9 protein-coding genes are annotated in these 15548 nt (G+C 41.3%); all 9 read right to left on the minus strand.

What is annotated here, in order from left to right; genetic code table 11:
• Window positions 1-1425 (minus strand): choice-of-anchor Q domain-containing protein (locus tag ACSQ8P_RS35425; protein WP_436239681.1); only part of this gene is annotated, 1425 nt, incomplete at its 3' end.
• A 200-nt stretch (window positions 1426-1625) separates the two neighbouring features.
• Complete coding sequence (locus tag ACSQ8P_RS35430) at window positions 1626-4556, minus strand: OmpL47-type beta-barrel domain-containing protein (protein WP_436239682.1); 2931 nt, start codon at window positions 4554-4556, stop codon at window positions 1626-1628.
• Window positions 4557-4725: 169 nt separating this feature from the next.
• Window positions 4726-5607, minus strand: coding sequence for a dihydrodipicolinate synthase family protein (locus tag ACSQ8P_RS35435; protein WP_436239683.1), 882 nt, complete (start codon window positions 5605-5607; stop codon window positions 4726-4728).
• Between the two features lie 36 nt (window positions 5608-5643).
• The gene (locus ACSQ8P_RS35440; RefSeq protein ID WP_436239684.1) at window positions 5644-6519 is read right to left on the minus strand and encodes a carbohydrate ABC transporter permease; all 876 of its coding nucleotides are present in this window, start codon (window positions 6517-6519) and stop codon (window positions 5644-5646) included.
• Between the two features lie 18 nt (window positions 6520-6537).
• A complete protein-coding gene (locus ACSQ8P_RS35445) occupies window positions 6538-7500 on the minus strand; it encodes an ABC transporter permease (RefSeq protein WP_436239685.1) in 963 nt (320 codons plus the stop codon).
• A gap of 87 nt (window positions 7501-7587) precedes the next feature.
• Window positions 7588-9231, minus strand: coding sequence for an extracellular solute-binding protein (locus ACSQ8P_RS35450; RefSeq protein WP_436239686.1), 1644 nt, complete (start codon window positions 9229-9231; stop codon window positions 7588-7590).
• Window positions 9232-9780: 549 nt separating this feature from the next.
• A complete protein-coding gene (locus ACSQ8P_RS35455; protein WP_436239687.1) occupies window positions 9781-10968 on the minus strand; it encodes a trans-sulfuration enzyme family protein in 1188 nt (395 codons plus the stop codon).
• A gap of 468 nt (window positions 10969-11436) precedes the next feature.
• Entirely contained in the window at window positions 11437-13059 is a 1623-nt protein-coding gene (locus ACSQ8P_RS35460; RefSeq protein ID WP_436239688.1) for an extracellular solute-binding protein, read from the minus strand.
• 73 nt (window positions 13060-13132) lie between these two features.
• A complete protein-coding gene (locus ACSQ8P_RS35465) occupies window positions 13133-15445 on the minus strand; it encodes a helix-turn-helix domain-containing protein (RefSeq protein WP_436239990.1) in 2313 nt (770 codons plus the stop codon).
• Window positions 15446-15548 lie beyond the last annotated feature (103 nt).

Genomic DNA, 15548 nt, shown 5'->3' on the forward strand with positions numbered 1-15548 from the left:
TAGTCTGAACTTTAATGTAAAACTTGGGCCAGAAGTTGTGAAATTAACGGTTTCCGATCGCCAAGCTGTACCCAGGTCTGTTACATCCGCTTCCCATACAACCACCCCATCGACAAGTGCTTGTTTATACCAGACCCCAGATGCATTCCCACTAGTAGTACTCACACTGTCATGGTGGTAGAACGTAAGAGTTTTCGTAGTGCTAACTTGGTTTTCATATGCTCCAATATCCACCTTTCCAACGCGACTATTACCCTCAAAATCAGTGGAAGGCGCATTGGCCGTGACTCCAGCGTTTATCGCTTTTGAATCAGATTGGAGGTGGAAATCATGCCCAGCATAGTTCACAAACTCTGGCTCATCTGCAACTGTGTTCAAATGTGTATTTTGGGCTGCAAGCCGCCAATCTAGAATAGTATTCCCGTACACCAAATTGCTATCGTAAGTGTTGTGGGTGCCGACTGAGCCGTTTAGCTGATTGTTGATCCCATGTTGACGGTTTTTATAGACAATGTTGTTGGATACTATGTTATTATCAGTATTAACAGGCCAAGAAGCGACATAACCGTCTCCAGCACCAATTAAGATGCCAATATCGGTGTCTGTGATAGTATTGTTGACAATTACGTTAGCGGTAGCATCATGCCATTGATGGATTCCTGCGGCACCAATGTCATATATGATGTTATTCGATACAGTAGCTGTCGTGGAAATGTAGATACCTTGAATTTTGTTGCAGCCAGGGTCACCTATGGAGTTGACTATATTGTTTGTGACCACGGTTCCTACCATGCGTACAGGAGGAGTTTCATATTTCTGGTAAAAATCGGATATGTTAATGCCAGAACCGCCATTACCGTTGCATGCGGCTGCACCGCTCCCATACATATATTCAATATGGTGGACGTGATTATTCTTTATCGTGACATGGTGACCTCCGTTCCAGATGCCGTTAGAAATGTGATTGCCTGTACCGTCAATTTCGAACCCATCAATATCGACATAGTTGCCTCGGTTAACCCATATAGTTCCGTCAAATGTTGTGTGACTTGTCGGCGGAATAATCCTGGCTCTGGCTCCAGTCACCGGGTTTGTATCTGATACATAGCTGATTCGGTCAGTTGAATTGCCGCTCGCAGTAGTAGTCATTTTGGCAGTATAGGTACCCGGAGCGACATGCACGATGGTGCCGGGAGTTGCTACTGTAGAAGCTTGGTATATCGTGGCGTATGGTTTTGCAGGCGAACCGTCGCCCGCCGGGTAAGTATCGCTTCCAGTGGTTGCTACATAGATGTGGTTAACTATGGCATGTGCTTTTGATGGTTGAAAAGTGAGAACCAAACAAAGCATTATCATTAAACATAAGGATACTGTCCAAACTCTTCTACCATGTGATTCTATAAAAAGAATTTTTCCATTATACATTTGTTTCACTCCTTACATAATTTTTAAATCTTACCATGATTCTTTAGCTATGAAATACATGACTACACAAACCCCAAAATAACCATTCCGTACGAATCTCGAAAGCTTTACATAACAAACCCCTTTCGAAGAAAACAGTTTCTGTTTTACCAAGTAGGGGCATTTTTTTGTTTTCACTATATACTTACTAATTATTCCCTTTATTTAGTGTTTCCAGATTGATCATGAGGCACTGTAACAATTACAGAAGTCTCATCCTGGTTGCCTGCCTGATCAGTTATCGTATACGTGATTGTGTATATACGTCCTGTTCCGCTACCTGATCTTTCAGCCCGTAAACTGAAGGATGTGTCTTCTGAACCGATATTGGCTTGAACGTCACCTTGCGAGCCGTCCGGCTCATTACTCGAAATTGAGGATAAGATCACGGTGGCTACGCCTGATCCAGTGTCACTCGAATTTAATATGGCATTAATCGGCACCATTTTATGATTCGGTGTCCATATGGACGTTCTATCTAACTGAACGGTTAGTAATGGTGCTGTTTGATCAATGTTGATTTGAAGAGATTTAGCCTCCTCTATATTTCCCACCCCATCTATTGAACGATAATATAACGTGTGCATGCCATCTACGGATAAATGAATGGGTTCTACATAAGTCGCCCATTCAGAGTTTTGATCCAAACGATACTCTGTTTTGATTACTCCGGGATCAGCGTCATCGGCTTTCAAACTTACTTGAACATCGGAATGATACCATCCATTTTTTTCCGCTCCATACACAGCTGCTATGGTTGTGGGAGGTGATATATCCTGAGGAGCAAGCAGTTCGATTTCAGTAATACCCATTTTGTAATTGGAGGACTCTGGATTTTTACCTATATTCTCAAATGTAATTTGATGGATGCCTTGTGTTAGCCATGTTTCTCCAATCGGGTCGAAGGCAGTACCTCTTCCCGTGTTTCCGTAAAAATTATATTCCGCGAGTTGCTGTCCATCGATTTTGATTGTGTAAATTCCATAGCTGCTCGCCTTAAAAGTTTTCAGACCGAGTTGGTACAAATGCGTTTCTGGTACATCTAAACTGAACGTAATCGAAGGTCCTGCAGTTACCGCTTCAAACTGCAATGTAGGAGCATAGATAATGATGCCCGCTGTTTTGGAAACGATTGGCACATTGGTAAATTGGTAAATAACCGCAATACCGGGCTGTATAGTAATCATGCGCGTTGCGGAAAAGACCTGACCATTAAAAGTAACATCCACTGTAATACCAGCTGTACCCGGTGCGATCGCTGTTAACAAACCGCTGGCATTAACGCTAGCGATACCAGGATTGCTGCTGCGATAAGTAATTGTGGCATTTTTTAAAGAGGCAACCTTACCGTTGTTGGATGTACCTGAAACAGTCGCTTGGGCAAATTGCCCCTTGACCATGGCATCTTTCGTAACAGTTAAGGCAACGGAAGCAAGACTAGGCGGATCAATTGTCACGTTCGTACTTGCTTTTTTGGTCACACCGTCTAACGTAACTTCCACATTCAATAGGTCAGTCCCGCTGGTAAGTCCGGTAACTAAACCTGCCGAATTGACAGAAGCAACAACACGATTATTCATATAGTAACGGACGGTGGCATTATTCAAATCTGCAGCACTTCCATTACTTAATAGACCACTTACCGTATACTGCTGCGTTTGCCCCACCTCTGGATTGGGTTCGTTAGTCTGCAATGTTAACGATTGCAAGCGCTCCGCTACATATATTTGAATGGTGCTTGACTTTGACGTTCCGTTTGTTACGGTCGCTGTAATGTTAGCCACACCATTTCCTGTAGCGGTTACAACTCCGCTGCTGTCGACAGTGGCCACACTCAGATTGTCGCTAACGTATTGTGCTCCGCTTAAGTCGGTTGACGAGATCAGTTTTGTCGTTTCTCCGATTTTCATATTTTTCGAAACGGCATTTAAAGTGAATGTATTAGGGGAATATTCGTAAGCACCGATGTCATTGCCAGTACCCATCGGTCGTGTATTACCATCCAAATCCGTAGAAGGCGCGTAGGTCGGTGATCCGGCGTCAATCGCAGGTGAAGTGGACTTGAGATGATAATCCCCGCCTCCTGTCCCTGGGTCGTACACAAACTCCGGATCTGCAGTGAATGTACCGGAATGAGTTAAGCCGTTTTGAAGGTTAATATTATAGATGCTATTTTGGTAGACCAAATTGTTTGTATAAGTGTTGTGAGTACCGGTAGCACCTTGTTCTGAGATCCCGTAGAGATTGTTATAAACGATGTTGTTGGACACGTTGACGTTATCAGCTGGTCCAGTGGTATGATGGAAGTCGCCTCCGCCCACAATGATACCGAATTTTGAGGAAAAAACTGTGTTGTTAGCAATAGTAACGTTATTCGCATCATGCCAAAGATGAATGGCTGCCCCGCCAATATCATAAGCCAAGTTATTCTTCACAGTAGCAGACGTACTGATATAGATACCTTGAATGAAATGACAACCTTCATAGCCGACGTCGTGGACGACGTTCCCAGTAACTTCGGTATTAACTCCGTATGTCCAATAATCCGTGTTAATGCCTGCCCCGCCACTGCCTGTGCATGCGATATTCGTAGCAATATGATGGACGTGGTTGTTCTTTATAGCGGTGTAGGTTCCCGTAGTATAGATACCTTGACGCGTATCACTGCCATTTCCGTCAACTTCGAAACCTTCGATGTCCACATAGTCCCCCTGGTTATCCCATACATATTCTGTAGGGTTGACAGGCGGTGGAATGATCCTTGCTCCCCACTTCGTGTCTGAAATATAGTGGATTCGGTTGGTCGCTGTACCGTTTGCCAATGTTCGAAACCCGCCAGTGTATGTACCCGGTGCGACATGCACGGTGGTACCAGGAGAGGCGACTTGAGAAGCTTTGAGAATCGTTAGGAATGGCCTTTCCTGTGTTCCCGGGTTAGAATCGTTCCCCGTAGTAGCTACATAATAATCTGTAGCGGCATAGGCAGTCGACTGAATAAAAGTTGCCAGGCCCGGGACTACAGATAAACACAGGAAAAGGATCATGACTCTTCTGTTCAAAGCCATTCCTGAAAGGTTGCTTTTTTTGAACATTGATTACACTCCTTCTACTTCTAGAATTTAAAATCACTCCTTCTGATCATCTTAGATGTGTAAATATCATTTTCAGTAGCTTGAAGCTACACAAACCTGAAAAAGATTCGCTTATGAAGCTTTACACTTCCTTCTGTCACCCCGTACAAGTGACTGCATTTCTTCTAAACTATGACTTTTGTTGCATGCCAGTTTCATAACCCAAAATAACTTCTTGAATTCTTCTGGAATTGGAAGTCAGAAGTGGTAGTCTTGTTTCAGGGGAGGAGAATATCCCTAAGTGATACAGAAGAGCTTTCGAAGTGGGAATCTCGTCACCGGGACCGAACATGCTTATAAACGGCAGAATGACTTCTGCATAGAGCTTGAAGCTTTCAATTCGTTTACCGCTTACATACAGATTCCAACAATTGCGGAAATCCTCAGGGTAAATGATGGGGGCGATGATCATGTTCCCGTCAATGCCAGCTTCAAAGGCTCTAAAACAAATAATATCATCGCCACCGAAAACAATCAGGTTCGATTGTTCTTTTAATTTGCGAATTTTTGAGAATGAGTGGTCGGTCATTTTGATCGCTTTGATAGATGGGATGGATTGAGCAAGATGTAAAAGTTCATCAGCTGTAAATTGGGTGCTGGTTGTTGTCGGGTTGTCATAGAATACAAGTTCTAAACCAGTTTGATCTGCAAGCATCCCCACGTATTCCTCTACCATTTCTAGTGAATTAGGAAAATAGTAAGGGCTTGGGACTAATGCAGCCTTAATACCTGAATCTGATGCTGCTTTGCCAATCTCGACTGCCTCCGCCAAATTCGTGTGGCCGAGTCCGACCACAATCTCTTTCCCTGATGGCATTCGTTTAGCCATATAATCAATGATTTGGATTCTCTCTTCTTTGGATAATGCCGGAGCTTCTCCCGTACTTCCGCAAACGACGTATCCATCCAATGACTGCACGGTTTGTTCTATTAATCTATCAAAATCTTCGTAATGTACTTTACCATCTACAAATGGCGTGGGTATAACCGGAATATTTCCTAGTAAGCTCATGTTTAAAACTTCCTTCCCTGTATTAACAGTATTTTTTTACTCTTTAATAGCCCCAACCATAACGCCTTTAACGAAAAACCTTTGCAAATAGGGATATAAAATAAGGATCGGCCCTGTGGCGACGATAATCGTTGCATACTTAATGGTCAAAGCAACTTCTAACTTGTTTCCTCCCGAATTTGCTGTCATATTATCCGTACTGTTGCTGATTAGAATTTCTCTCAGAATTAGTTGCAGCGGATAATTCCCACGATCTCTCATATAAATGAGCGCGTTAAACCAAGAATTCCAATGAGCGACTCCATAAAATAAAAACATAACAGCTACAACCGGCAGTGAAAGTGGTAGCACCACACGCATGAGAATTGTAAAATCATTTGCACCATCCAGCCGCGCCGTTTCCTCCAGGCTCACTGGCACAGCTTGAAAAGCCGTTCTCATTATAATCAAATTGAATGCACTCATGGCCACAGGAAAGATCAGCGCCCACAAAGTGTCCAACATTCCAAGACCGTTCACAAGTAAGTAATTCGGAATTAGTCCACCATTAAAGAACATCGTGAAAACGATCATAAACATGATAAGATTTTTCAACATAACGTTGTTCCTGGACAAAGCATAAGCACCTAAAGAAGTCATAATAAGATTAAGACTCGTGCCTACGATTACCACAAACAGAGTGTTCAAATAACCGGTAATAATGATTGGATTGTTAAATACAGCCTTGTACGATTCCAAGCTGAATTCATGGGGCCACCATATCATCCCCCTTGTCTGCGCGATCCATCCTGGATCACTGAATGAAGCAACCAGAACATACCAAAATGGATATAAGGTAACAAACATTAGCAACAGCATAAACGAGATATTGCAGCCATCAAAAATTAACTCCCATACTGATCTATTATTCATGTGATGCAACCCCCTGCTTTACCATAGCTTTGTTTCCGTTACCCTCTTGCTAAAGGAGTTAGCTAATATTAATAACATGAAATTAATTACTGAATTAAATAATCCGATTGCTGCACTGTAGCTGAAACTCGCCTCCAATATGCCCTTGCGGTAAACGTATGTTCCGATGACATCCGCTGTATTATAAGTAGCTGTATTGTACATGAGCAATATTTTGTCGCTGTTAATAGACATGAGACTGCCTATTTGCAGAATCAATAAAATGATGACGGTTGGCATAATACCAGGCATCGTAATATGTACGATTTGCTTTAGCCGACTCGCCCCATCAACCTTGGCCGCTTCATAGAGCGAAGGATCAATGCTGGACATCGCTGCCAAATAAATAATCGTTCCCCAGCCAATGTTTTGCCAAATGCCGGAGCTAACGAATAACGTACGAAACCATCCGGACTCACTCAGATAGGCCAATTTTTCAAATTCGAAATGTGCCAAAATATTATTGATCAGTCCATCCCTTGCCAAAAAATCGACCATTAGTCCAACTACAACAACAAGCGAAATAAAATACGGTACGTAGGTGATTGTCTGAACAATACGTTTAAACAAAGCACTTCGAAGCTCATTAAGCAGTAAAGCCAAAAGAATAGGTGCAGTAAATCCAAAGGTAAGATCGTAGAAGCTAAGAAGCAGTGTATTTCGAATCAATCTGACAAAGTAAAAGCTATGGAAAAATTCCTCGAAATATTTAAAACCAACCCATGGGCTATTCCACATGCCCGTTCCAGGGGAGTAGTCTTTAAAAGCAATCTGTATGCCATACATCGGACCATAATGAAATATTAAATAGTAGAGCACAACAGGTACTATCATTATGTAGATGTAACGATTTACTTTTATATCTCGCTTCAACCTATAGCTAAACTTCATTTTATCCGCCGCCTTTGTCACGGCAGGAATCTGTTTGGAGATAAGCGGCATAAAATATTCCTCCTTGTTAAAAAAAGCAGCTTAATAATCGAAAGTCCGTGCCCAAACATAGCGTCTCAACACGGACTTCTCGCTTGGTTACTTCTTCATATAACGGTCATAGGCGGCTTGATTAAGCTTTACCGCGTCTTCAATTTTTAATTTAGTCAAGGTTTGTATATAATCATCAAATTTACTTAACGGCTCTATACCCATAATAAACTTATTAGTCATCTCGTTCTTATAAGTATTTAAATCTGCCATAATAGAAGCAAACTTCGCTTGTTCATCTGCATTTAGTAATGAATTTGGCAGCTGCTTAGAATGATCGGCAACAATCCATGTTGCCATGGCATCCGCTTGCTCCTTATCGTTATGCCATTGTCTGTCCGCGTCTGCATCTACAAGGAACGGTCCCCCTGAAGTTTCTAACGAATAGAGTGCTAGGGCTTGTGAAACGGACAATTTATTCGGATTTTTCAAAATAAGGTCAGTATACTGTGGTTTCCCATTCACTAAGCTGTAACTTTGACCTTCAACTCCGAAATTGTACATGAGCGCTCCTTCCTTGCTGTAACCGAAATCCAGCCATGCCGCAATTTTTTCCGGATTTTTGGCTGATGCAGAAATCGCTGCGCCGCTACCATCGATTGGAACACCTACCGTCGATATAGGTTTACTCCCCCCATTAATCGATGGGAACGGCACACCAATGAGTTTGAAATTTGGGTCCTTATCTTTCTTTAATTGCATATAAGCTCCAAGACTGCTCCCCACCCAGCCTGCCATTGATCCAAGCTGATTATCCAGCATCTTACCATCTCTTATTTTCGGATCCGATGTTAAATAATCTTTGTCAATAAGACCTGCTTTGTACCATTTGTTCATCAAGGTTAGGAAATCTTTGTACTTCGGTTGAACAGGACCATATTTTACAAGGCCGGCATCTTGATAGAATCCTGTTGTGATTCCGAAAGCTCCAATAAATGCGTAGCTGCTTTCCTGATCCGTTTGTCTGTAAAAAAATGGAATTTCATCTTTTTTACCATTCCCGTTTGGATCCCCATCGCGGAAGGCTGTTAGCACTTTCTCCCAATCCTCAATTGTATTGGGCGATTGTAAATTCAATTTGTCCAACCAGTCCTTACGAATCATTAAGCCGTGATATACAAATACCTGAGGATCGCTTGCAATTAATGGAAACGCGTATATATTCCCATCATCACTTGTAATCGCTTTTCTGATATTCGGTTTATCCTTCAGTAATTTAGATAAATTTGGCGCGTTCTTTTCTATAATTTCATTCAAACGAAGAATTCTTCCGTCTTTGATCGCCCTGTCTGGAAAGTTCGCCGACCACTGGTTATAGATGACATCTGGGAGTCTACCTGAGGCCATCATCAAATTAAATTGATCTTTTGTATTCGCTTCTCCGGCAGGTGGATGTTGAAATTCTACTTTGGTTCCAGTGACTTTTTCCAATTGTTTGTACAGTGCCATCTCACTGTAACTCTTAATCGATACTGCTGCATCCGTGTTCATAGACACCCAATAAGTCAATGAGGCCGGGTATTTCGAACCTGCACTTGGCTCCTTAGCTGTATCTAATGGTTTCGTACTTTCTTTCGCGGGACTGCTCTCGTTTACACCTGAGTTACTAGTGTTACTGCAGGCGATGGTTAAGCTTCCCAACATAAACACCGACATCACTGTCAAAAGCCCTTTTTTCTTCGATAGCTTCATCAATGCATACCTCCCTTAGATCATGTTATTCGTTATGAACCATGCCTCTCGGCTTGCTTTAACTATATTAGTGGAGCTTTCAATCGCATATAGCCCGTTTTACATATTTAATGTCTGGATTAATTATTTAAGGTTAACAGTATTCATATTCCCAGTTCTTTTTAAAGATTTGGTGGCAATCCACCATATCTCAATGCATCTTGATCCATCTTTCACTGGGTTTAGCTATAGTTTTTGCCCTCCTGGCTTGCAGTTTACACACTTGGAGCATACTAGAATGGCAAAATGGCTTCAGTGGAACCAGCAAAGTTCTGGATGGAGTTAGCATTACCTTTGGGATATGAGGTAAAATACTTGCAATAAGAAATCAGACAATTGCTGCCCTAAGTGACGTACATCACTGTCACGTCTCCGTTAAATAACACATTCTCACAGGGCAATTTTCCGGATAATAAATCCTTCAAATAACCAAGACTATGGCCATATCCAGTTAGTACAATTTAACTTGGATAACTTAGTGAAATGTAAGTCACTTACATTTTTTTACTCTCAAAACGATAACTTTATCCTTCCGAGCGCTTGATCCAAGTCTTCAATGATATCCGATACATCCTCCAATCCGATAGAAAGGCGTACTAACCCGTCAGTTATGTTAAACTTCCCCCTCTGATCCCCCGGAATAGCAAAGTGCGACATGGAGGCGGGATGCTGCACAAGTGTTTCAGGATCACCCAAGCTAAAGGAAATCATTGCCAACCGAAGTGAATTCATAAATCTTGTCGCGGCTTCAAGACCCCCTTTCACTTCAAAAGAAACGATTCCGCCCATCATCTTCATCTGTTTCTTGGCCAGTTCATATTGCGGATGTGATGTTAATCCCGGATAGTAAACTTTTTCTATGAGAAAATGATCTTTCAAATACTCAGCAATTGTTTGTGCGCTCATACAATGTCGATGCATTCTTATAGCCAATGTTTTCATACCTCGTAAAATCAGGAATGAATCCCAAGCATTTAAATTTTGTCCCAAATCACCCATTATATTTTTGCGAATAAATGAAATATCTCTGGTTTTACCTACCACGAAACCTGCGAGGACATCCCCATGACCATTTAGATATTTGGTTGCACTGTGCACAACGAGATCTGCGCCCATCTCTATTGGTTTTTGTAAATAAGGAGTCATAAACGTATTATCAATGATTACTTTTAATCCATATGAATGAGCCAATTGCGACAATTTACCAATGTCTAAAATAGTCAAACACGGATTTGATGGTGTCTCAATATATAGAACTTTGGTATTCGGCTGAATGGCTGCCTCTACTTTATCAACATCTGTACAATCTACAAAATTAGTTGAGATACCGAATCGAGAGGCAAATGTGGTAACAAATTTATAGGTTCCTGCGTAAACGTCCTTAGTCACAAGAACATGGTCGTCCTTCTTCAAAAAAGCTAGTAAAGCACTCGAAATTGCAGCCATACCACTGCTTAAACCAAGTGCCTCTTCTGCTCCCTCAAGTTTCGCAACTTTTTTCTCAAGAAGCAGAGTTGTCGGATTACCATATCGTCCATAATAAGTACCTTCTCTGTCACCAGCTACTATAGCCGCGGCTGTTTCCAAATCCGGAAATGCATAAGCTACAGCAGGAATAATTCCTGGAACGACCGCACCCGAGTCTTTGTCGGGAACTTGTGCCTCATGAACAATTAACGTATCTTCTCTCCAATTCACCTTGTAATAACCTCCATTAATCTGTATTATTCAATAAGCCGTAGCTTCCCATTAGTATATTAAGAGTCTATGCTATCGAATATAATCCATATTATATATTGGTTATCTAGATTACTTATTTGGAGAGAAAATGAAAATAGACCTTCGCAAGAAGATCTAGGTTATTACTTGTGCTATGAACTGTAGGTATGTACTGTTACTTTTCACAAATACCGATCGTAAGCTGCTCGATTAAGACTTATCGCATCTTCGATACTTAATTTGGTCAATGTTTTTAAATACTGATCAAACTGATTTAACGGCTAAACAACCGTAATATACTTATCGATCATTTCATTTGTATAAGAAGTTAAATCACTCATAATAGAAGTAAACTTCTTTTGTTCATTCGCATACATCCATACGTTCGGGAACTCTTTCGAGTGATCTACTTAAATCTATTTGGCCATGGCATCCGTTTGTACCCCGTCAACATGCCACAGTTTGTCTGCATCCGAGTCTGATGCGAAAGGTCCGATCATATGCAGCTTGATTAAGACTTATCGCATCTTCGATTCTTAATTTGGTCAATGTTTTTAAATACTGGTCAAACTGATCTAACGGCTCAACACCCGTAATAAACTTATCGATCATTTCATTTGTATAGGTAGTTAAATCATTCATAATAGAAGCAAACTTCTTTTGTTCTTCCACATACATCCATATGTTCGGCAACTCTTTCGAGTGATCTGCTTGGATCCATTTGGCCATGGCATCCGCTTGTACCGCGTCAGCATGCCACTGTTTGTCTGCATCCGAGTCTGATGCGAAAGGTCCACTAATGGTTTGTAGTGCATATGCTGAGAGGGCTTGAGAAACAGACAAATTTTGAGGGTTATTCAATATTAGCTCTGTATATTGCGGCATTCCATTTACGAGGGTATAGCTCTCGCCTTCTACACCGAAATTGTACAGGATTGATCCTTCAGGGCTGTAACCGAAATCCAGCCATGCAGCAATTTGATCAGGGTTTTTGGCTGTTGTGGAAATCGCTGCACCATAACCAGTAATTAGAGGAACATCCTTCGATAATGCTTTACCGCCATCTTTAAGCGTAGGGAAAGGAACACCGACTAGCTTGAAATGGGGCTCTTTGTCTTTCTTTTTTTGCATAAATGCACCAAGATTACTTCCTGCCCAGCCTGCCATAGCTCCAAGCTGATTATCCAACATCTTACCATCCCTTATTTTGGTGTCAGATGTTAAATAATCTCTATCAATCAGTCCTGCCTTGTACCATTTGTTCATTAAAGTCAAGAAATCCTTGAACTGCGGCTCTGCGGGACCATACTTGACAACACCGCCATTTTGATAAAATCCAGTCGTAATTCCAAATGCTCCTATAAAAGGGTAACTGTTTTCCATATCTATCTTTCTATAATAAAACGGAATTTCATCCTTCTTGCCGTTCCTGTTTGGGTCCCCGTCGCGGAAGGCTGTCAGCACTTTCTCCCAATCGTCAATTGTGGCAGGTAGTTGCAAATTCAATTGATCCAACCAATCCTTGCGCAGCATTAAACCATGGTGTGCAAATATCGGTGGATCATCCGCAATAAAAGGAAACGCAAAAATATTCCCTTCACCACTCGTAATTTGTTTTTTCAAATACGGTTTATCCTGCAGTAACTTGGAAAGGTTTGGTGCATACGTATCAATGATTTCATTTAAACGAAGAATCTTGCCATCTTTGATGGCCTTGTCCGGGGAATTGGACACCCAATTGGTATAAATAATATCTGGAAGTTTACCTGCAGCCATAATCAAATTGAATTGGTCTTGTGTTTGGGCTTCCCCGGCTGGAGGATGATGAAATTCGACTTTAGTTCCCGTAATCTTCTCCAATTGCTTGTACAAACCCATTTCCCCATAACTTTTAATCGTAAATGCAGCATCAGTATCCATAGACACCCAATAAGTTAATGAGGGAGGGTACTTCCGGTCGCTTCCTTTTTTCTCTGTTTCCGATTGCATACTTTCTTTCACAGTACCCTTCTCAGCGACACCCAGTTTTTCGGTGCTTTCGCTGCAGGCAGCGTTTAGGCTGACTAGCATAGAAACTGATAGAAAAACAGATAACCCTTTCCCCTTCCCAAATATCAAAGCACGTCCCACCCCTCAATTATAGTTAACGATCCAGCATTTCTCGATACTTCCCAGGAGGCACCCCTTCCACTTTTTTGAAAAAACGAATAAAGCTGACCGCGTTTGCATAGCCGATTTTTAAAGCGATATCACCCATAGTCGCCTTTGGATCAGCTAACAACTTTTTGGCCTCCCGAATCCGGACACTAGCGATGTAGTCTGTAATATTTTCACCGCTATGTTTTTTAAAGAATGTCGAAAGGTATTGTAAACTGATTTGGAAATGATCGGCCATAGAGGTTAAACTCATGTTGTTGTCATAATAATGATCGTCGATATACTGGCGTATCCTGTAATATAACCTCTCGCCGTGTTCGGTCTTTTCTTCTTTAGTGAATTTACAAATAATCCGGTACAATTCCTTCGTCTTATCAATCATTTCTTCAGCTGTTGGACAATCTGCAATGACCTTAGCCGGATCAACAGAGCTTTCAAATTGCCTCTTGTCCGTGATTTGCAAACCATTTATTACTTTAACGATCGTGCTGAGCAGATCAATGAATAAGAACTTCCCCATTTCCGGTGAAATTCCGTTTGATTGAAAGTTAGCTTGATAAATTTGTTCCAGTAGCCTTTCGGCATTCGCATAATCGCCGCTTTTAGCATAATTCATCAGCTGTACTTCATCTTCTAGAGGGTAGTGATAAAAATGCGTTTCAAGGTCCGTAATGTCTTCGTGATAAATTACCGCATTAGAGCCTTTAATCATGCGATAATCCAGTGCAATTAATGCCTCACGGTAGCATCTCCCAATATTCTCTACACCCTGATGAAACTGGCTGACAGCAATCGAAATTTTCAATTTAAAACGTTGGGACGACACTTTTTGCAGTTTTTCAATTAACGTTGCTCTCTCCACATAGGTAGACTCATCAAGCGTACAGCTGTTTTGCAGAATCGCCAATCGGCTGCGATCCATCTCTACGATATATCCTTGCCTTCCCAACAAATCACTGCTCAAATTGGACAATACAAACCTCACATGCGCCCATTCCTGCTCCGTATCTTTCATAATGAACTCACGGCAATCCTCAATTTCGATGATCATTACGCTAAAATAGTCGTGCTCGAAATAAACACCCATAAATTTAAATGAATCATCACTTAAAGCTGTTGTTTCAACATGCCCCTTGATGAGTCTGGACAGGAAATTGGCTTGAATTACCGGAGCATGCTGGGTCAACGTTTGCTTCATCTGGTTATTTTCACCCAATGAGCGAACAATCGACTGCTTTATGTAATCAAACTCGTTATCAGCGTCCTCCCGTTTATGAATATTATCCTGCATAATCGTTCTCACTACATCACGAATCGGCGTGTAATTCCGATAGGCCATAATATAACAAGCAACAATACCTGCAGCCAAAATCAACAAAAGCAGCGTTACAGCCATATTTTTCACAGTTAGGACCTGCTCCAGCACGATTTGCCTTGGCACCACAGAGACGTACTTCCACCCGTTCTGTCCTGTTGTGTAAGAGAGCATCATCTCTTGTCCATTTTGATTGAAAGTATGATCTGAACCATTTTCGTTACCCATCTTAGCCATTAAATCGGTGTTTAAGATTTGATTTTTAGCGGTAGACATAATGATTTGTTGACGGTCGTCTATGATATAGATGGAACTGTAGTTTACTTTCTCAACCTGTTTGATTAAACGATCGAATTCCTGTTCGTTAATTAAAACCACCAAATAGCCCTTCACATTCACCTCTTCTCCAAGCGGTAATGATTGGACGTAAGTAATAACATTGCTAATCCGTTCCCCTTCTTTGATCGTGGTAAGCGGTAAATATGTTTTGAAATGATTACCTGTAAACATTTCGTTTACAGCCCAGTCGCTGCTTTTTTCATTGTATACAAGCATTTTTCTAAAATAGAATGAAGAATCAGACTTTCCAGACGGTGTCAGTACCGTGTCTGTATTTTTGAAATACACCAAAAAATCACTTACGAAGTTGCTTACTTTATTGACGTTTCTAAAGTCCTTCATAATGTCGATTAAATCAAACTGATTTTTGGTATAATCGTTCTCAAAATTGCTTAACGCCCACTGAAGCTTAGGATTGAATGCGATCTGGAGGGTCATCGTATCTACTTCTTTAAAACGATTCTCCGCAACAAGCTTGATTTGCTCCAGAAGCCCCATGTTTGTACGGTTTGCATTATCTATCATAATCGTCTCAACCCGTTGGTACAAATAGCCCCCGATAGCCACTGGAAAAAGAAGAATTGCGATATAAGAAATGAGGTTTGTAATAAATATACTTTTTCTACGGTTAGCCTTTCGCAACATGTTCAAATCTCATCCCACCTCTTACTGAGATTACATGCTATTCGACCTATTCGACAACGAGCTGAGTTAACCCTTCTATATCATCAAATAAAATGGAACTTTT

Origin of the sequence: Paenibacillus sp. LjRoot153 (assembly GCF_964253085.1) — a bacterium.
GTDB lineage: Bacteria > Bacillota > Bacilli > Paenibacillales > NBRC-103111 > Paenibacillus_E.

Excerpts from the sequence above, each read along its gene's own strand:
- ACSQ8P_RS35430 (WP_436239682.1), bottom strand. The coding sequence starts at position 4,556 with ATGTTCAAAAAAAGCAACCTTTCAGGAATGGCTTTGAACAGAAGAGTC.
- ACSQ8P_RS35435 (WP_436239683.1), bottom strand. The coding sequence starts at position 5,607 with ATGAGCTTACTAGGAAATATTCCGGTTATACCCACGCCATTTGTAGAT.
- ACSQ8P_RS35440 (WP_436239684.1), bottom strand. The coding sequence starts at position 6,519 with ATGAATAATAGATCAGTATGGGAGTTAATTTTTGATGGCTGCAATATC.
- ACSQ8P_RS35445 (WP_436239685.1), bottom strand. The coding sequence starts at position 7,500 with ATGCCGCTTATCTCCAAACAGATTCCTGCCGTGACAAAGGCGGCGGAT.
- ACSQ8P_RS35450 (WP_436239686.1), bottom strand. The coding sequence starts at position 9,231 with ATGAAGCTATCGAAGAAAAAAGGGCTTTTGACAGTGATGTCGGTGTTT.
- ACSQ8P_RS35460 (WP_436239688.1), bottom strand. The coding sequence starts at position 13,059 with ATGCTAGTCAGCCTAAACGCTGCCTGCAGCGAAAGCACCGAAAAACTG.
- ACSQ8P_RS35465 (WP_436239990.1), bottom strand. The coding sequence starts at position 15,445 with ATGTTGCGAAAGGCTAACCGTAGAAAAAGTATATTTATTACAAACCTC.